Genomic DNA, 17,353 nt, shown 5'->3' with positions numbered 1-17,353 from the left:
TCGTAGGGTCGCCTGGGTCACCGCGCCGGGGTGTGCGGTCGAACGCGCGAACGGCGCATGAAATCGCGCCGCGAGGGCAACTGTCGCGGCGAGCCGATCGTCACAACAGGGGCGGGCCCGGCATGGCGGGTCCGACAGACAGAGACGGGCGCTCGGGCGTCCACGGGAGGGGTTCGCTCTATGGCGGCGCAATTCGGCAGGCTGCGCAAGGGGGCGGTGAACACCACGGTGGCCGCGGTCGTGGTCGCGGCACTGGCCGCGTCCCAGGCTCCGGGAGTCATGACCGACGACGCCGGCAGAAAGGTCACCACCAAAACCCAGCCCTCGGCGGACGCGCCCGACGAGGACAGCGCGACCGGCAACTCGCCGTACTACACGGACCTGCCGCCGCTCAACAGCCCCAACCCCTCGCCCACGCCCAGCACCCCCGTCACCCCGGGCGCCTCCGAGGCCGGCATACCCGCGACCGTCCTCGACGCGTACAAGAAGGCCGCGACCGCGCTCCAGGAGTCCAAGCCCGGCTGCAACCTCCCATGGCAACTTCTCGCCGCCATCGGCAAGGTCGAGTCCGGCCAGGCCCGCGGCGGCCGTGTCGACGCGAACGGCACCACGATCACCCCGATCCTCGGCCCGCAGCTCAACGGCAACGGCTTCGCCAGCATCAGCGACACCGACGACGGCGCCTACGACGGGGACGCCTCGTACGACCGCGCTGTCGGCCCCATGCAGTTCATCCCCTCCACCTGGGAGTGGGCCGGCCGCGACGGCAACGCGGACGGCAAGAAGGACCCCAACAACGTCTACGACGCCGCGCTCGCCGCCGGCCACTACCTGTGCCGCTTCGGCTGGGACCTGTCCACCCAGGCCGACCTCAGCAGCGCGATCCTCAGCTACAACAACTCGCAGGACTACCTGAACCTGGTCCTGAGGTGGCTGGAGTACTACCGCAAGGGCACCCACGAGATCCCGGACGGCACCGGCACTCTCCCGTCCGACCGCAGCGACGACAACGCCGGGGCCAGTCCCTCGCCGTCGCCCACGCCGCCCAGGACGCCGACGACGCCCAACACCCCCGCCAAGCCCGGCGGCGACGGCGGCTCCACGAGCCCGAAGCCGACCCCGCCGAGCACCACCCCGCCCAGCACGACGCCTCCCACCCCCACCGACACGGTGGACCACCTGGCGGACGCGGGCACCGCGAAGCTCACCGCGATGGCGGGCGACGCCTTCACCGAGAAGGTCAGCGCCCGCGCCGAGACCGAGGCCGGCAAGGGCGTCGCCAAGGTCCGGATCCGCTTCACGATCATCGGCGCGACCGACGCCACCTTCGCCGGCGGCGAGAAGTACGCGGCCACTGTCACCAACAGCGCCGGTGAGGCGGTCGCGCCGGCACTGCAGGCGGGCGACGACACGGGCGAGTTCGTCGTCCGCGCCACCCTCGTCGGCCGTACGATCCCCGGCCTCGACTACACGGCCACCGTCACCGAGCGCGCCGCCGACACCCTGACCCGCACCAGCGACACCGCGCTGACCTGCACCCCGGGCGGCGAGTTCGCCGACCAGGTCGAGGTGAAGGCGACCTACAAGGGTGCCGTGGCGGACAAGGTCGCGGCCACCGCCACGCTCGTCAAGTCGGCGGACGACCCCACCGAGAACGACAAGGGCCCCTACTTCAAGGACGCCGACGGCAAGACCGTCCGCACCCTGACCGGCCTGACGACGGACGCGCACGGTCTGCTCAAGCTGCCGAAGCTGTACGCCGACGACACCACGGGCACGTTCCTGCTCCGCATCAACACCGCGGGCGGCGCGACCCTGACCGTCGAACTCAAGGTGGCGGCCCCGGCCGAGACGACGCCCACCCCGACCCCCTCGGAGTCGGAGTCCGGATCCCCGTCGGCGAGCCCGACCGCGTAGGCACCGCACGACCCGACGAAGGGCGTCCTTCCGCTACGGCGGACGGGGCGCCCTTCGTCCGTCCGCACAACTCGTTCGCTGTGCAACGTGTTCTCATCTCGCCCGCCCGTTGCTACGGTGCCGGACCTGACGATGTATCAGCCCTGCGGTTCCGGGAGGCCTTTATGCGCGCCCTGATCGCCGCCGCGACCGGTCTCGCCGTCGCGCTCGCCCTGGTCCTCGCCATCACGGCCATGGGCGCACCGACCGGCGAGACGTCGCCGAAGCCGTTGCTGACGACGGTGCCCGCACACCCGTGACCGCCCGCCCGGGAGGGAGGCCGAGATGCGCCGCAAGGCCGGCCTGATCCTGCTCGCCCTCGCCGTGTTCTTCGCGGCGCTGTCCCCGCTGGTGCGCTGGTACGCCTTCCCGCGCCTGGCCAAGATCCCGGCCGGCCAGTACCAGGACATGGTCCTGGAGGCGAAGGACGCGACCCTCCTCGACTACGGCACGATGAAGGCCCGCAAGGTCTCCGAGGTCACCATCGTGCAGACGCTGAAGGGCAACGTCGAAGCCTCGGAGAAGATCGAGAAGACGGCCGGCAAGGACGTCGTCGTCTGGGACGGCCTGTCCTATGTCGTCGGCCCCGACGGCAAGGTGGTCTCCAAGATCCCCGAGCGTTACATCTTCGACGCCCACACCCAGGAGCCCGTGCACGCCACCGGCGAGATGGTCGACGGCGACCCGGTGAAGCGGGCGGGCATCGAGTTCAAGTGGCCCTTCCTGACGGAGAAACGGGACTACGAGTACTTCGACGCACAGGCGCGGGTGACGGCCCCCATCCACTACAAGGGCACCCAGGACTTCCGTGGCGTCGAGGTCTACTACTTCGAGCAGACCATCCCGTGGACCAAGGTGAGGTTCCCCAGGACCATGCCGGTCGAGGGCATCACCCCGGAGTCGGTGGCCAAGACCGGCACGACCCGCTGGTACACCACGGTCCGCAAGTTCTGGGTCGAACCCCTCACCGGCGCACCCGTCTACGGCGAGGAGATCCACCAGGAGGAACTGCGCGGCGGCACCCTGCTCGGCGGCCGCGAGAAGGTGACGGCGTTCGCGGGCCACGTGAAGATGCGCGAGGACTACATCGACCACACGGTGGACCTGGTCAAGTCCAACCGCACGCTGGTCCTGCTGATGACGTCGTATCTCCCCTGGGGCTTCCTGGCCCTGGGACTGCTCCTGCTGTCGCTGGCCCTCTCCCTGGAGGCGCGCGGCCGCCGCCCCGGCGACCCGGAACCGACGAAGGACACCGAGCCCGAACCGGTCACCGCCTGAGCCGGGCGTTGGTGTGCCGGGTCGGCTCGGCGGCGGCGGGGTCCTCGGGCCACGGATGCTTCGGATAGCGGCCGCGCAGCTCCGCCCGTACGCCCTTGTAGCCGTCCCTCCAGAAGGAGGCGAGGTCGGCCGTGACGGCGGCTGGGCGCCCGGCGGGGGAGAGCAGATGGACCAGGACCGGCACCCCGGCCACGGAGGGCGACTCGTGCAGCCCGAACATCTCCTGCAACTTCACCGCGAGGACGGGCTGTTCGGGGTTGCCGTAGTCGATCGGGATTCTGGACCCACTGGGTACGGTGATCCGCTCCGGCGCCAGCTCGTCGAGCCGCCCGGCCTCCCCGGCGGCCCACGGCAGCAGCCGGGCGAGCGCCGCCCCGGCGTCGATCCGCGCCAGGTCGGCCCGCCGCCGGGCCCGGCTCAGCTCGGGCTCCAACCACTCGTCCACGCGCGCGTGCAGCGCGTCGTCGGCGACGTCGGGCCAGGGCGCACCGAGGTGCACATACAGAAAGGCCAGCCGCTGCCGCAGGACGCCGGCGTCGGCGGACCAGCGCAACAGGCCGAGCCCGTCCTGCCGTAGACCTTCGAGCAGCGCGTTCCGTACGAGGACGGGGTCCGCGTCGCGCAACGGCCGCACCGCGAGCTCGATCGCCCCCAGCCGCTCGACGCGCCGTGCGACGACGTCCCCGTCGGCCCAGTGGACCTCCTGGGCCTCGGAGTGCAGCGACGGCGCCGCCGACCGGGCCATGTCCTCGTCCACCGCGGCAGCGAGCTGCACACGCGCGTGCCCCTTGCCGACGGGTCGATCGGCGACGGCGACAGCGATCCAGGGGGCGCCGCGCAGGGCGGATCCCTCGGGGAGCTCGGCGCGTGTGCCGGAGGCCATGAGGTAGGAACCGCCGTCGGCCTTGGCGACGCGTTCGGGGAAGGCGAGTGCCGCGACGAGCCCGGCAAGTCGCTGATCCCCGGCCTCCGCGGCAGGAGAGTCACCCGTGGGCACGGTCGCAAGATCTTTGGCCATGGCCCGCAGCCGCCGCACCTCCGCACGCCACCGTGGAGCGTAGGGGTCGCCCCCGCTCCGGGCCGCGCGCAACGCACCGGCGAGATCGTCCCCGTACGCGCGCGGCGCCTCCTCGCTGAGCAGCGCCACGACCTCCGCGACCCGGTCCGAGGCACCCGCGTCCAGCAGCGCCCGCCCCAGCCGGGGATGCAGCCCCAGCCGAGCCAGCCGCACACCCCGCTTTGTGGCCCTGCCGACGGAGTCCACCGCGCCCACTCCCTCGAGGGTGGCCCGCGCCGCCGCCATGGCCCCGCCCGGTGGCGGATCAAGCAGCGCCAGCCCCACGGCCTCCGGATCGCCCCAGCACGCCGCCTGCAACGCGAACGCGGTCAGGTCGGCCACCTTGATCTCCGGCGACGGGAACCGCGGCAGACGCGTGTCCTCGGCCTCCGCCCAGCAGCGGTACACCGCCCCCGGCGCCTCACGCCCGGCCCGCCCCGCCCGCTGCCGCCCGGCCGCCTGCGAGGCCCGTACCGTCGTCAACGCGCTCAGCCCGCGCGCGTGGTCGACACGAGGCTCCCGCGCCAGCCCCGAGTCGACGACGACCCGCACCCCGGGAACCGTCAGCGACGACTCCGCCACGGACGTCGCCAGCACCACCCGGCGCCGCTCCCCGCCCGCCAGCACCGCGTCCTGCACGGCCGCCGGCGCCCGCCCGTGCACCTGCAGCACCTCGACGTCCCCGAGGCTCCCCAGCTGCCCGGCCACCCGCGCGATCTCGCCCACACCCGGCAGGAAACACAGCACATCCCCCGCCCGCTCGGCCAGCGCCCGGCGCACCACCGACGCCACTTGCGTCAGCAGCGCCGGGTCGACGCGCATGCCGTGCGGGGGCCGTACGGGACGCGTCGGCGGCGCCCACACCACCTCCACGGGATGCGAAACACCCTCGGCCTCGACCACGGGCGCGTCACCCAGCAGTCGCGCCCACCCCTGCGCGTCCGTCGTCGCCGACGCGGCCACCAGCCGCAGCTCCGGCCGCAGGGCCTGACGTACGTCCCACAGGAACGCGGCCACCGTGTCCGCGTCCAGATGCCGCTCGTGGCACTCGTCGAGCACCACCACGTCTACGCCCGCCAGCTCCTGGTCGCGCTGCAACCGCTGGAGCAGCACACCGGTCGTGACGACCTCCACGCGCGTGCGTGGCCCGACGACCCGCTCCCCGCGCACGGTGTAGCCGACGCTCTCGCCGACCTTCTCGCCCAGCAGCCACGCCATCCGCCGCGCGGCGGCCCGGGCCGCGATCCGCCGCGGCTCGGCGACGACGACCCGTCGCGCCGGTCCCTCGCCGAGCAGCCCTGCCAGGACCAGCGGCACCAGGGTCGTCTTGCCGGTGCCGGGCGGCGCGACGAGCACCGCGGTGCCGTGCGCCTCCAGGGCGTCGGTCAGGCCGGGCAGGGCGCTGCGTACGGGCAGCGAGTCCAGGGCGTCGTAACGGATCACGCCCTCAGTCTCTCCCCCAGCCTCCGGCCGGGGGTGCCCCCATCTCGCTTCGCTCACACACGAAGATCGCCGTCCCCGGGATCAGGTTCCCGCGCAGCGGCGACCAGCCGCCCCACTCCGAGTTGTTCCACGCCGGCCACTCCGGCTCGACCAGGTCCACCAGCCGGAACCCCGCGGCCACGACGTCCCGCACCCGGTCACCGACCGTGCGGTGGTGCTCGACGTACACCGCGCGGCCCTCGTCGTCCTGTTCCACGTACGGCGTGCGGTCGAAGTACGAGGCCGAGACGGACAGGCCCTCCGGGCCGGGCTCGTCCGGGAAGGCCCAGCGGATGGGGTGGGTCACGGAGAAGACGAAGCGTCCGCCCGGCCGCAGCACCCGCCGCACCTCCCGCAGCACCAGCACCGGGTCGGCGACGAAGGGCAGCGCGCCGTACGCCGAGCACGCCAGGTCGAAGGAGGCGTCGGCGAAGGGGAGGGCGCCCGCGTCGGCGCAGACCAGGGGGAACGCGCCCCCGATGCGCAGGGCGTGCTGGAGCTGGCGGTGGGAGATGTCCAGAGCGACCGGGCGGGCCCCCTGCGCGGTCAGCCAGCGCGAGCACTGGGCCGCGCCGGCGCCGATCTCCAGGACTTCCTTGCCCTTGAGGTCCTCCGGCGGGCCGAGTAGCTCGGCCTCCACCTCGTCCAGGCCCTCGGGGCCCCATACGAAGCGGTCGTCACCGAGGAACGTGCCGTGCTCGATCTGGTACTCGTCCGCGTTGCGGTCCCACCAGCCCCGGTTGGCGCGGGAACTCTCCGTGGTGCCGGCGTCGCGCCGGGTGGCCTCCGCTTCGGCGGAGGCGTCGGACGCGATCTCGGGCGATACGGGCTCTTGGATGATGGGCTCCCTCGTCGTACTCTTCCGTCACCTGAATGGCGCGGCCCCTCCCGGTGGTGTCACGCAAGAGGCGCTCCAAGGCCTGCGTGGCCTCAAGAGACAGGTTTTGTGCCGGGTATGCGGCGATCCGCCCCGGGTGTGCGGCTTCGCGCATTGACCCTGCCCGGCTGCCCCCGTATGCTACAAGTTGCGCTGCGGGCCTGCGCACCTCAGACGTAGCAGGCTGCGCTCGCATCTGTTGTATGTCCCCTCGGTTTTCGAGGCGCCATCACCAGTGTTGGTGAGGTGCTTCCTTGGCTGTCCGGCTTCTTCAGAGCGATACGGGCTCCCGGCGTAGCAGTACCTACGACTCACTGTCCGTACCGGAGCCCTTTCCCACATGACGAGCAGCACCGAGACCACCACTACCACCCCGCAGGTAGCGGTCAACGACATCGGTAACGAGGAAGCCTTCCTCGCCGCGATCGACGAGACGATCAAGTACTTCAACGACGGCGACATCGTCGACGGCGTCATCGTGAAGGTCGACCGGGACGAGGTCCTGCTCGACATCGGTTACAAGACCGAAGGTGTCATCCCGAGCCGCGAGCTCTCGATCAAGCACGACGTCGACCCGAACGAGGTCGTCAAGGTCGGCGACGAGATCGAAGCCCTTGTTCTCCAGAAGGAGGACAAGGAAGGCCGCCTGATCCTCTCGAAGAAGCGCGCCCAGTACGAGCGCGCCTGGGGCACCATCGAGAAGATCAAGGAAGAGGACGGCATCGTCACCGGTACCGTCATCGAGGTCGTCAAGGGTGGTCTCATCCTCGACATCGGCCTCCGTGGCTTCCTGCCGGCTTCCCTCGTCGAGATGCGCCGTGTCCGCGACCTCCAGCCCTACGTGGGCAAGGAGCTCGAGGCGAAGATCATCGAGCTGGACAAGAACCGCAACAACGTGGTCCTGTCCCGCCGCGCCTGGCTCGAGCAGACCCAGTCCGAGGTCCGCCAGACGTTCCTCACGACCCTGCAGAAGGGTCAGGTCCGCTCCGGTGTCGTCTCCTCGATCGTCAACTTCGGTGCCTTCGTGGACCTGGGTGGCGTCGACGGTCTCGTGCACGTCTCCGAGCTCTCCTGGAAGCACATCGACCACCCCTCCGAGGTTGTCGAGGTCGGCCAGGAAGTCACCGTCGAGGTTCTCGACGTCGACATGGACCGCGAGCGTGTCTCCCTGTCGCTGAAGGCGACGCAGGAAGACCCGTGGCAGCAGTTCGCCCGGACCCACCAGATCGGTCAGGTCGTCCCGGGTAAGGTCACCAAGCTGGTTCCGTTCGGTGCGTTCGTCCGCGTGGACGAGGGCATCGAGGGTCTGGTCCACATCTCCGAGCTGGCCGAGCGCCACGTGGAGATCCCGGAGCAGGTCGTCCAGGTCAACGACGAGATCTTCGTCAAGGTCATCGACATCGACCTCGAGCGCCGCCGCATCAGCCTCTCGCTGAAGCAGGCCAACGAGGCCTTCGGTGCCGACCCGGCGTCGGTCGAGTTCGACCCGACGCTGTACGGCATGGCCGCGTCGTACGACGACCAGGGCAACTACATCTACCCCGAGGGCTTCGACCCCGAGACCAACGACTGGCTCGAGGGCTACGAATCCCAGCGTGAGGTGTGGGAGAACCAGTACGCCGAGGCGCAGACCCGCTTCGAGCAGCACCAGCAGCAGGTCATCAAGTCCCGCGAGGCCGACGCCGCTGCTGCGGCCGAGGGCGGCGAGGCTGCGGCTCCGGCCGCGTCCGGTGGCGGCTCGTACTCCTCCGAGGGCCCGGACAACTCCGGCGCGCTGGCCTCGGACGAGGCGCTGGCCGCGCTCCGCGAGAAGCTCGCGGGCGGCCAGAGCTGAACGCTCACTGAGCAGTAGCTCCTGACTGAGGGGCCGTACCTTTCGAGGTGCGGCCCCTCAGCCTTGCTCTCAAGATCACGATTCCCTCCTCCGGGAATGCCCACGCCCGTAAGGGCGTTGTGACGTACGGACACGAGGAGGAGCGGTCACAGTGCTTGATCCGCAGGGTTTGTACGCATGGGAGCCGAAGGGCCTGGCTGTCGTCGACATGGCGCTCGCACAGGAGTCGGCCGGCCTTGTCATGCTCTACCACTTCGACGGATACATCGACGCGGGTGAGACCGGCGACCAGATCGTCGACGGGCTCCTGGAGTCGCTGCCCCACCAGCTCGTCGCCCGCTTCGACCACGACCGGCTGGTGGACTACCGGGCCCGCCGTCCGCTGCTGACGTTCAAGCGCGACCGCTGGGCCGCGTACGAGGTGCCCGCCATCGAGGTGCGGCTCGTGCAGGACGCCACCGGGGCGCCCTTCCTGCTGCTGTCCGGGCCTGAGCCGGACGTGGAGTGGGAGCGCTTCGCCGCGGCCGTCCAGCAGATCGTGGAGCGGCTCGGGGTACGCCTGTCGGTGAACTTCCACGGCATCCCGATGGGCGTCCCGCACACCCGCCCGGTCGGCGTCACCCCGCACGGCAACCGCATCGACCTCGTCCCGGGCCACCGCAGCCCCTTCGACGAGGCGCAGGTGCCCGGCAGCGCCGAAGCCCTGATCGAGTACCGGCTCATGGAGGCCGGACACGAGGTCCTGGGCGTCGCCGCGCACGTCCCGCACTACATCGCCCGCTCCGCGTACCCGGACGCGGCCCTGACCGTACTGGAGGCCGTCACGGCGGCGACCGGACTGGTCCTGCCGGGCATCGCGCACTCCCTGCGCACGGAGGCCCACCGCACGCAGAACGAGATCGACCGCCAGATCCGCGAGGGCGACGAGGAGCTCACCAACCTCGTCGAGGGCCTGGAGCACCAGTACGACGCGATCGCCGGGGCCGAGACCCGCGGCAACATGCTCGCCGAGCCCGTGGACATCCCGTCGGCCGACGAGATCGGGCGGGAGTTCGAGCGGTTCCTGGCGGAGCGGGAGGGCGACAACTAGGGGCGGTCGGACAGGCCCCAGGGCCGCGGCCGCTGGTCCTGCCGGGTGCGTTGTCGGTGGCAGGGCCTAAGCTTCCCGTCATGCTGAAGGTGGGCCTGACCGGGGGCATCGGAGCCGGTAAGAGCGAGGTGTCGCGGCTGCTCGTCGAGTGCGGGGCCGTGCTGATCGACGCGGACCGCATCGCGCGCGAGGTCGTCGCGCCCGGCACACCCGGCCTCGCCGCCGTCGTGGAGGCGTTCGGTGAGGACGTGCTCACCGAGGACGGCAGCCTGGACCGGCCCAAGCTGGGCTCGATCGTCTTCGCCGACCCCGACAGGCTCGCCGTACTGAACTCGATCGTGCACCCCCTCGTCGGTGCCCGCTCCCGCGAGCTCGAAGAGGCCGCCGCCGAGGACGCCGTCGTCATCCATGACGTTCCGCTCCTCACGGAGAACGGCCTGGCGCCGCTGTACGACGTCGTGGTCGTCGTCGACGCCGGCCCCGAGACCCAGCTCGACCGGCTCGTCAGGCTGCGCGGCATGACCGAGGAGGACGCACGCGCGCGGATGGCCGCGCAGTCGACGCGTGAGAAGCGCCGGGAGATCGCGGACATCGTGATCGACAACGACGTACCGCTGGAAGAGCTTCAGCGGCGGGTGAAGGACGTCTGGGCCGAACTCGTGCGCCGGGCCCACGGGGCCCAGGGGGACCGGTAGCGCCGGTCGTCGCAGGAATAGGGGCACGTCCATCGCGCGTTGAACTCCTCCAGTGAGGGAAGGACTTTGCCGTGCCCGAGACCAGCGGTTCGACCGGACGTACTCCGGAGACGCATGTCATCGACTTCCGTGCCGCCGAGCAGCTGCTCGCCGCGCGGGACCCGCGGGGCGCGGTGAAGCTGCTCGACGGGGTCATCGCCGTGCACCCGGAGAACACCGCCGCCCGGCTGCTGCGTGCGCGTGCCTTCTTCGCCGCCGCGCAACTGCGGCCCGCCGAGCTGGAGTTCACCATCGTCCTGGAGCGCGAGCCGGACAACGCGTTCGCGCACTTCGCGCTCGCTCGCACCTACGAACGCCAGGGGCGGCCCGACCAGGCCAAACGCCACTTCCGGCTGGCGGCCGCGCTCGATCCGAACCCGGATTACCTCAAGGCAGCACGGTTCGACGCGTGAGCGGCGACCGGGGGCGGCGGATCCGCCGGTGCGACTAGGGGTGGCGGTTGTCGTCCGGCGGGCGCGGCCGGTAGGAGCGGTTCTCGGGCGGGCGGTACGGCGGGATGTCGCGGCCCGGCTGGTAGTGCGGGCCCTGGCGGATGTGCCTGAGGACCATGGCCATGTCGACCGTGACCACCAGCCACAGCACCCCGCAGGCCGCCGCCCAGCCGGGACGGCCCGCGAGCGAGAACGCGGCGGTACCGAAGATCGCCCAGACAAGGCCCCACACGCACAGCCAGAAGCGGGCCCGCAGTGCACTGCGCGCCGTCGTCGGCTCACTGCCCGTACGCATCGGGATCACGACTCCTCCTTGAAACGTACTCCTCGTACTCCTCGCAGGGGGCCTCGTGCTGCCGCACACCGATGAACTGGCCGAAGTGCTGCTCGACCTCGGCGTACCCCACGAGGACGTCAACGGCCTCGTACGCATGCGCCGGCGGGTGACGGACGACCCCGAGCTGCGGCAGATCCTGGAGCGGTCCGTCGGCGAGCTCGTCGAGGGGATGGGTGAGGTCGGCCGCCCGGTCGACCTGCCCGACCTCGACTGGGCCTCCGGCGCCCTGCAGCGCTGCTTCCCGGTGTACGTCTTCGTCGCCGCGCTGCCGTACACCCGCGCGTACCACCGCGAGCGCGGCATCCCGGCCGACGTGTCCCGGCGCACCCTCGCCGACCTCGGGCGGAACATGGCCGTGTACCGCAGGCGGTACGGCCGGGTAGGCGTGCAGGCTCCCTGGTGGCTCACCCATCACTTCCGCGGCGAGCTGTACCAGCTGGGGCGCTTGCAGTTCGAGCGGGCGCGGCTCGGGCAGCGGACGGGGACGCGGCTCGCGGCGGCCGGGCTCGACGCGGGTCCGCACTCGCGCTGCCTCACCCTGCACATCCCCGACTTCCAAGGGCCGCTGTCCCCGGCCGCCGTCGACCGGTCCCTGGCTCTGGCCCGGGAGTTCTTCGCCCGCCACTTTCCCGACGAGCGGTACCGGACAGCGACCTGCCACTCCTGGCTGCTGGACCCGCAGCTCAGGAAGTACCTTCCCGGGGACGCCAACATCGTCCGGTTCCAGGAGCGCTTCAGCGTCGCCCGCGAGGACACCGAGCCGGCCGACACCGAGCCCGTCCAATTCGTCTTCGGCGACCCGGAGTTGCCGGTCGAGAGCCTGCCGCGCCGCACGGTGGTGGAGCGTGCCGTCGGGGACCACCTGCGGGCGGGCGGTCACTGGTACATCGGGCACGGGTGGCTGGCGTTCGGCGGGAGTGGGTGAGATTCCGTCGGTAATCCGGTTCCTACGGCGATGAGTTCCGCGGCGTCCCCCGGTCTACCTCTGTGACAGCACCACGGACCACCGCTTCACACAGGAGAACCCCATGTCCGAGAGCTCCGTCCCCGTCACGTCCGCCTCCGCCGGGACCCCGGTCGCCGAGTCCACGACCGCCCGCGGCCGCCGGGCCCGTATCGCCCTGCGCGGCCTGCAGGTGCTGCTCGCGCTCTTCATGGGCATCGCGAGCGCCGTGCCCAAGCTGGTCGCGCACTCCTCCGCGGCAGACATGTTCGACGAGCTCGGCTGGGGAAGCGCGGGCATGTACACCATCGGTGCCCTCGAACTCGCCGGAGCCGTCGCGCTGTTGATCCCGGTGCTGCAGTCGGTCGCGGCCATGGCGTTCATCGGACTGATGGTGGGCGCCTTCGTCGTCCAGATCGCCGCCTTCGACGGGCAGTACGCCGCGACACCGCTCATCCTGATCGTGCCGTTCGCCCTGATCGCGTGGGCGCGGCGCGACTCCAACGCAGAGCTGCTGCGGCTGCTGCGACGACGGGCGTGACGTAGGACGGCGGTGGCGTCCGGTGCGAGCCTTGAAGGCCCCACCGGACGCCACCGCCGTAGGTCACTGTCCGCGCGGCCGTTCCGCTCCGCCGCCCATGACCCCGCGCAGCCGTTCCATCTCGCGGCGGTCCCGCTTGGTCGGCCGGCCCGTGCCGCGGTCGCGGATGCCGGCCGGGGCGACGGCCTCGCGCGGCGGGGGAGGGGGCGAGTTGTCGACGTAGCACTGGACCGCCACCGGGGGGCCGACCCGCTTGCGGATGAGCCGCTTGACGATGACGATCCGCTCCCGGTTCTCCTGCCGCACGCGCACCTCGTCGCCGACGCGCAGCGAGTGGGCGGGCTTCACGTTCTGGCCGTTCACGCGCACGTGCCCGCCCTTGCAGGCGGCGGCGCCCAGGGAGCGGGTCTTGACCAGGCGTACGGCCCAGATCCAGCTGTCGATGCGCACGGGCTCGCCGCTCTGCGGGCCGGCGGCCTCGGCGGCGGCCACGGCGGCGGCGATCTTCGGGTCGACGGCCGGCTCCGCGTGCGTCGCGTCCGGCTGTCCGTCGGTCGTGCCGCCGCTCTTCTCCTCGTCGTCCTCGCAAGCCATGCCTCGACCTTAGTCCCCGTACGGGGCGGTGACGGCTTTACGGTGGAGTCGTGGATGCCCTCGCTGATCTGGACGCGCGGATCGCGGGCTGCCGGGCCTGCCCGCGGCTGGTCGACTGGCGTGAGGAGGTGGCCCGCACCAAGCGCGCCGCCTTCGCCGACCAGACGTACTGGGGCCGCCCGGTGCCCGGCTTCGGCCCGCCGGACGCCCGGCTGCTGATCGTCGGGCTCGCCCCGGCGGCGCACGGCGGCAACCGCACCGGCCGGATGTTCACCGGGGACCGCTCGGGGGACGTGCTGTACCAGGCGCTGTACGACGTGGGCCTCGCCTCGCAGCCCACGTCGGTCGCCGTCGGTGACGGCCTGGAGCTGTACGGCGTACGCGTCACCGCGCCCGTGCGCTGCGCCCCGCCCGCGAACAAACCCACTCCGGGGGAGCGGGAGACCTGCCGGGCCTGGCTCGTGCGGGAGCTGAGGCTGCTGCGGCCGACGGTGCGCGCGGTCGTCGTACTGGGCGCCTTCGGCTGGCAGGCGACGCTGCCCGCGCTGGCGGAGGCGGGATGGAGCGTGCCCCGGCCGCGGCCCGCCTTCGCGCACGGGGCGCGGGTCGCGCTCGACGGGCATGACGGTTTCGACGGCGCCGACGGGCTCGAACTCTTCGGGTGCTTCCACGTCAGTCAGCGCAACACCTTCACCGGCAGGCTGACGCCCGCGATGCTGCGGGAGGTGCTGCGTACCGCGGCGCGAGCGGCGTCCCTCACATGATGCGAGCGGCCGCTCCCACATGAGGCGACCGCACGGCCGCAGGGGCGTTACGGTGCCTGGATGCCTCTCTATCCGGAGATCGAACCGTACGGCCACGGCATGCTCGACGTCGGTGACGGCAACCGCGTCCACTGGGAGGCCTGCGGGAACCCGCGCGGCAAGCCGGCGCTGGTCCTGCACGGCGGGCCGGGCTCCGGCCGTACCCCGTACTTCCGGCGGGTGTTCGATCCCGCCGCCTACCGGATCGTGCTGCTCGACCAGCGTGGGTGCGGGCGTTCGACGCCGCATGCGAGTGCGTACGACACGGACATGAGCGTCAACACGACGGCTCATGTCATCGCCGATCTGGAGCTGCTGCGGCGGCATCTGGGGATCGCGCGGTGGCTCGTGTGGGGCGTGTCGTGGGGCTCGGTGCTGGGGCTGCGGTACGCGCAGACGCATCCGGGCGTCGTGTCCGAGATCGTGCTGACGGGGGTCGCGACCGGGTCGAACGCCGAAGTCGCCCTGTTGACCAGGGGGTTGGGGCGGATCTTCCCGGAGGCGTTCGAACGGTTCGTGGGGGAGCTGCCGGCCGGGGAGCGGGACGGCGACCTCGCCGCCGCGTACAACCGGATGATCGAGTCGCCCGACCCTGCCGTACGGGAGCGGGCGGCGCGGGCCTGGACCGACTGGGAGACGGCGACGATCCCCGCGCCGCCGGGCTCGGTGGAGCGGTTCGAGGATCCGCGGTTCCGGATGGGCTTCGCCCGGACCGTGACGCACTACTGGGGCAACGGCCACTTCCTGGGCGCGGGCAACGACGAGGGTGTCGTCCTGCGGGACGCCCCTGTGCTGAAGGGCATCCCGGGCACCCTGGTGCAGGGCGGCCTCGATTTCGGGAACCTGCTCGGCACCGTGTGGCGGCTCCACCACGCCTGGCCCGGGAGCGAGCTCGTGGTGATCGACGAGGTGGGGCATGACGCCGGGGCGCCGGGGGTGGCGGAGGCGCTGGTGGCGGCGACGGACGGGTACGCGGGGCGCTAGGTCGTGTCCGCAAAGTCCCGCCTGACCGGCCCTACGGCAGTTCCTCGGCCGCCCCCTCACCGAACAGCTGCCGTACCGTCGAGCGGTAGTTGGTCTGCACGTGGGTGAGTGCGTGGGCGCGGGCGCGGTTCGGGTCTCCGGAGGCGATCGCATCGTACAACTCCCGGTGCTCCACCAGGAGTTGGGGCCATTCCTCGTTCCTTCGGGTCATCCAGCGCAGCCGGCCGGCGACCGGCTCCAGGGCCTCGATCAGCAGTTGGTTGCCCGCCATGGCCACGATGCGGTCGTGCAGCCGGCTGTTGATGTCCGTGATGGCATCCGCGTCGCCCGCCTCGGTCGCGGTGGCCGCCTGGTCGAGGAGCTGCTCGACCTCGGCCAGGTCCTGCGGTATCGCACGGGACGCGGCCAGTCCCGCCGCGTACACCTCCAAGGCCTCGCGCAGCTCGAAGAGCTCCTTGACGTCGGCCGGGGTCAGCCGGCGCACGACCGTACGGCGTGCCGACTCGAAGTGGACGAAGCCCTCGGTGACCAGGGCCCGGATCGCCTCGCGGACCGGCACCCGCGACACCCCGAGGCGCTCGGCCAGCTCCCGCTCGACGAGACGGTCGCCGGGCCGGAGGCGGCCCACGATGATGTCCTGCCGCAGGGTCGCCAGGACGCGTTCCCGTACCGCGCCGATGGGTTCGATCTTCGTCGTGGAGCTCATGGGGCCATTTTGGCCGACTCGGGGTGTGTTTTACGGAGCGTTAACAAGAGCGACATCGGTCAGAACTGTTGACGGGAGGACTATGTGCGCAGTTTGGTATACCAAACGCCCCCCCCGCAGGCAGTCCCAAGCAGTCCCCCAAGCAACCCCCCTCCACAAGCAGTCCTCCGTCCCCTGGCTCCTGGAGGCCCCGTGTCCCTCGCCGACCGTGCCGAAGTCACCGGCACACCAGCGTTCGTCCCCGATCCCAGGCTCACCAACGAAGACCTCGCGCCCGCCGGCAAGCGCAACTGGAAGGTCTTCGACCTCTTCGCCCTGTGGATGTCCGACGTCCACAACCTCGGCAACTACACGTTCGCGGCCGGCCTGCTGGTCCTCGGCATGAACGTGTGGCAGGTCTTCACCTCCCTGCTCGTCGGCTTCGTGCTCATCTACATCGGCATGAACTGGATGGGGAAGATCGGCCAGCGCCACGGCGTCCCGTTCCCCGTCGTCAGCCGCATCAGCTTCGGTGTCTGGGGCGCCAACATCCCGGCGCTGATCAGGGCCGTGATCGCCATCATGTGGTACGGCATCCAGACCTACCTCGCGTCCGTCGCCGTCAACGTGATGCTGCTGGCCGCCTGGCCCGGCCTGGAGTCCTGGACGCACAGCTCCTTCCTGGGCCTGCACGCGCTCGGCTGGGTCTCCTTCCTCTCCCTCTGGCTCATCCAGGCGTTGATCATCAGCCAGGGCATGGAGTCGGTGCGGAAGTTCCAGGACTTCTGTGGTCCGGCGATCTGGGTGGTGATGATCGCGCTGGCCGTCTGGATCTTCGCCAAGGCCGGCTGGACGATCTCGCTCACGAGCACCCCGCACCCGGTCTCCGTCGGCGAGCAGTGGCGGCAGTGGTTCGGCGCGATCGGCCTGATCCTCGCCACGTACGGCACGCTGATGCTCAACTTCTGCGACTTCTCGCGCTTCGCGCCGGACTACCCGACCGTCAAGCGCGGCAACTTCTGGGGCCTGCCCATCAACTCGACGGCGTTCGTGGTCGTCTCGGTGATCGTCACGGCCGGTTCGCTGGAGGTGTTCGGCGAGGCCATCACGGATCCGGCGGAGCTCGTGGCCAAGGTCGGCAACACCTGGATCCTGGTCCTGGCCGCCCTGACGTTCGCCATCGCCACCATGGGCGTCAACATCGTCGCCAACTTCGTCTCACCGGCGTACGACCTGGCCAACGTCTGGCCGCAGAAGATCACCTTCAAGGTCGGCGGCATGATCAGCACGGTCGCGGCGCTAGTCGTGACCCCTTGGAACCTCTTCTCGAACCCGACGGTCGTGAACTACTTCCTGGGCGGCCTCGGCGCCTTCCTCGGCCCGCTGTTCGGCGTGATCATGGTCGACTACTACCTGGTCAAGCGCGGTCGCGTGGGCGTGAACGAGCTGTTCTCCGCCGAGCCCGGCTCGCGCTACTACTACCGCAACGGCGTCAACCCCAAGGCGCTGTGGGCGTTCCTGCCGGCGGCGGGCATCGCGGCGGTGCTGGCGCTGGTGAAGACGTTCAGCGATGTGGCGCCGTACTCGTGGTTCATCGGGACGGCGATGGGAGCCGGGCTGTACCTGGTGCTGTGCCGCGATGAGCGCGCCGAGTCCGCCACCGCCACCGAGACCGATGCCGAGCTGAAGACGCAGGAGGTCTGACG

At 71.2% G+C, this 17,353-nt stretch carries 17 protein-coding genes; 12 read left to right on the top strand and 5 right to left on the bottom strand.

Annotation, left to right across the window (positions count from 1 at the left end):
• The first annotated feature begins 180 nt into the window (after nt 1–180).
• The 3 genes from AB5J49_RS12080 to AB5J49_RS12070 all read left to right on the top strand — a co-directional run bounded on the left by AB5J49_RS12080 (nt 181) and on the right by AB5J49_RS12070 (nt 3,234).
• The gene (locus tag AB5J49_RS12080) at nt 181–1,917 is read left to right on the top strand and encodes a lytic transglycosylase domain-containing protein (protein WP_369168589.1); all 1,737 of its coding nucleotides are present in this window, start codon (nt 181–183) and stop codon (nt 1,915–1,917) included.
• 164 nt (nt 1,918–2,081) lie between these two features.
• Complete coding sequence (locus AB5J49_RS12075; protein WP_369168588.1) at nt 2,082–2,216, top strand: SPW_0924 family protein; 135 nt, start codon at nt 2,082–2,084, stop codon at nt 2,214–2,216.
• Nucleotides 2,217–2,241: 25 nt separating this feature from the next.
• Entirely contained in the window at nt 2,242–3,234 is a 993-nt protein-coding gene (locus tag AB5J49_RS12070) for a DUF3068 domain-containing protein (protein WP_369168587.1), read from the top strand.
• Here AB5J49_RS12070 and hrpB read toward each other — a convergent pair.
• Both hrpB and AB5J49_RS12060 read right to left on the bottom strand, forming a co-directional pair.
• Nucleotides 3,224–5,734: an ATP-dependent helicase HrpB gene (gene hrpB / locus AB5J49_RS12065; RefSeq protein WP_369168586.1), complete on the bottom strand. Its 2,511-nt coding sequence runs from the start codon at nt 5,732–5,734 to the stop codon at nt 3,224–3,226. The genes AB5J49_RS12070 and hrpB overlap by 11 nt on opposite strands.
• A gap of 4 nt (nt 5,735–5,738) precedes the next feature.
• On the bottom strand, nt 5,739–6,614 hold the full coding sequence (locus tag AB5J49_RS12060) for a class I SAM-dependent methyltransferase (protein ID WP_369175109.1): 876 nt from the start codon (nt 6,612–6,614) through the stop codon (nt 5,739–5,741).
• A 376-nt stretch (nt 6,615–6,990) separates the two neighbouring features.
• On the opposite strand from AB5J49_RS12060, the gene rpsA reads away from it, so the two are divergent.
• The 4 genes from rpsA to AB5J49_RS12040 all read left to right on the top strand — a co-directional run bounded on the left by rpsA (nt 6,991) and on the right by AB5J49_RS12040 (nt 10,721).
• Nucleotides 6,991–8,484 (top strand): 30S ribosomal protein S1, encoded by a 1,494-nt coding sequence (gene rpsA / locus AB5J49_RS12055; protein WP_369168585.1) that lies wholly within the window; start codon nt 6,991–6,993, stop codon nt 8,482–8,484.
• Nucleotides 8,485–8,635: 151 nt separating this feature from the next.
• A complete protein-coding gene (locus AB5J49_RS12050) occupies nt 8,636–9,574 on the top strand; it encodes a PAC2 family protein (protein ID WP_369168584.1) in 939 nt (312 codons plus the stop codon).
• Nucleotides 9,575–9,654: 80 nt separating this feature from the next.
• Nucleotides 9,655–10,269 (top strand): dephospho-CoA kinase, encoded by a 615-nt coding sequence (gene coaE, locus AB5J49_RS12045; protein ID WP_369168583.1) that lies wholly within the window; start codon nt 9,655–9,657, stop codon nt 10,267–10,269.
• Between the two features lie 71 nt (nt 10,270–10,340).
• On the top strand, nt 10,341–10,721 hold the full coding sequence (locus AB5J49_RS12040; protein WP_369168582.1) for a tetratricopeptide repeat protein: 381 nt from the start codon (nt 10,341–10,343) through the stop codon (nt 10,719–10,721).
• Between the two features lie 34 nt (nt 10,722–10,755).
• Here the strand turns inward: AB5J49_RS12040 and AB5J49_RS12035 are convergent, their stop codons facing one another.
• Complete coding sequence (locus tag AB5J49_RS12035) at nt 10,756–11,055, bottom strand: DUF6343 family protein (RefSeq protein ID WP_369175108.1); 300 nt, start codon at nt 11,053–11,055, stop codon at nt 10,756–10,758.
• A gap of 55 nt (nt 11,056–11,110) precedes the next feature.
• Here AB5J49_RS12035 and AB5J49_RS12030 point away from each other — a divergent pair, with 55 nt between their 5' ends.
• The gene (locus tag AB5J49_RS12030) at nt 11,111–12,022 is read left to right on the top strand and encodes an acyltransferase domain-containing protein (protein WP_369168581.1); all 912 of its coding nucleotides are present in this window, start codon (nt 11,111–11,113) and stop codon (nt 12,020–12,022) included.
• Nucleotides 12,023–12,125: 103 nt separating this feature from the next.
• Nucleotides 12,126–12,581: a DoxX family protein gene (locus AB5J49_RS12025; protein ID WP_369168580.1), complete on the top strand. Its 456-nt coding sequence runs from the start codon at nt 12,126–12,128 to the stop codon at nt 12,579–12,581.
• Nucleotides 12,582–12,644: 63 nt separating this feature from the next.
• Here AB5J49_RS12025 and AB5J49_RS12020 read toward each other — a convergent pair whose 3' ends face one another.
• Nucleotides 12,645–13,175, bottom strand: coding sequence for an RNA-binding S4 domain-containing protein (locus tag AB5J49_RS12020; protein WP_369168579.1), 531 nt, complete (start codon nt 13,173–13,175; stop codon nt 12,645–12,647).
• A 50-nt stretch (nt 13,176–13,225) separates the two neighbouring features.
• Here AB5J49_RS12020 and AB5J49_RS12015 point away from each other — a divergent pair, with 50 nt between their 5' ends.
• Nucleotides 13,226–13,939, top strand: coding sequence for a uracil-DNA glycosylase (locus AB5J49_RS12015; RefSeq protein WP_369168578.1), 714 nt, complete (start codon nt 13,226–13,228; stop codon nt 13,937–13,939).
• 60 nt (nt 13,940–13,999) lie between these two features.
• The gene (gene pip, locus AB5J49_RS12010; RefSeq protein WP_369168577.1) at nt 14,000–14,962 is read left to right on the top strand and encodes a prolyl aminopeptidase; all 963 of its coding nucleotides are present in this window, start codon (nt 14,000–14,002) and stop codon (nt 14,960–14,962) included.
• Nucleotides 14,963–14,993: 31 nt separating this feature from the next.
• On the opposite strand, the gene AB5J49_RS12005 is transcribed toward pip, so the two are convergent.
• Entirely contained in the window at nt 14,994–15,668 is a 675-nt protein-coding gene (locus tag AB5J49_RS12005; protein WP_369168576.1) for a GntR family transcriptional regulator, read from the bottom strand.
• A 192-nt stretch (nt 15,669–15,860) separates the two neighbouring features.
• Between AB5J49_RS12005 and AB5J49_RS12000 the strand changes: the two genes are divergently transcribed.
• Complete coding sequence (locus AB5J49_RS12000; RefSeq protein ID WP_369168575.1) at nt 15,861–17,351, top strand: NCS1 family nucleobase:cation symporter-1; 1,491 nt, start codon at nt 15,861–15,863, stop codon at nt 17,349–17,351.
• Nucleotides 17,352–17,353: the final 2 nt, after the last annotated feature.

The organism is Streptomyces sp. R28 (assembly GCF_041052385.1).
GTDB lineage: Bacteria > Actinomycetota > Actinomycetes > Streptomycetales > Streptomycetaceae > Streptomyces.
The sequence above is the reverse complement of the archived record's forward strand: the minus strand, read 5'-3'. Positions and strand labels throughout refer to the sequence as shown.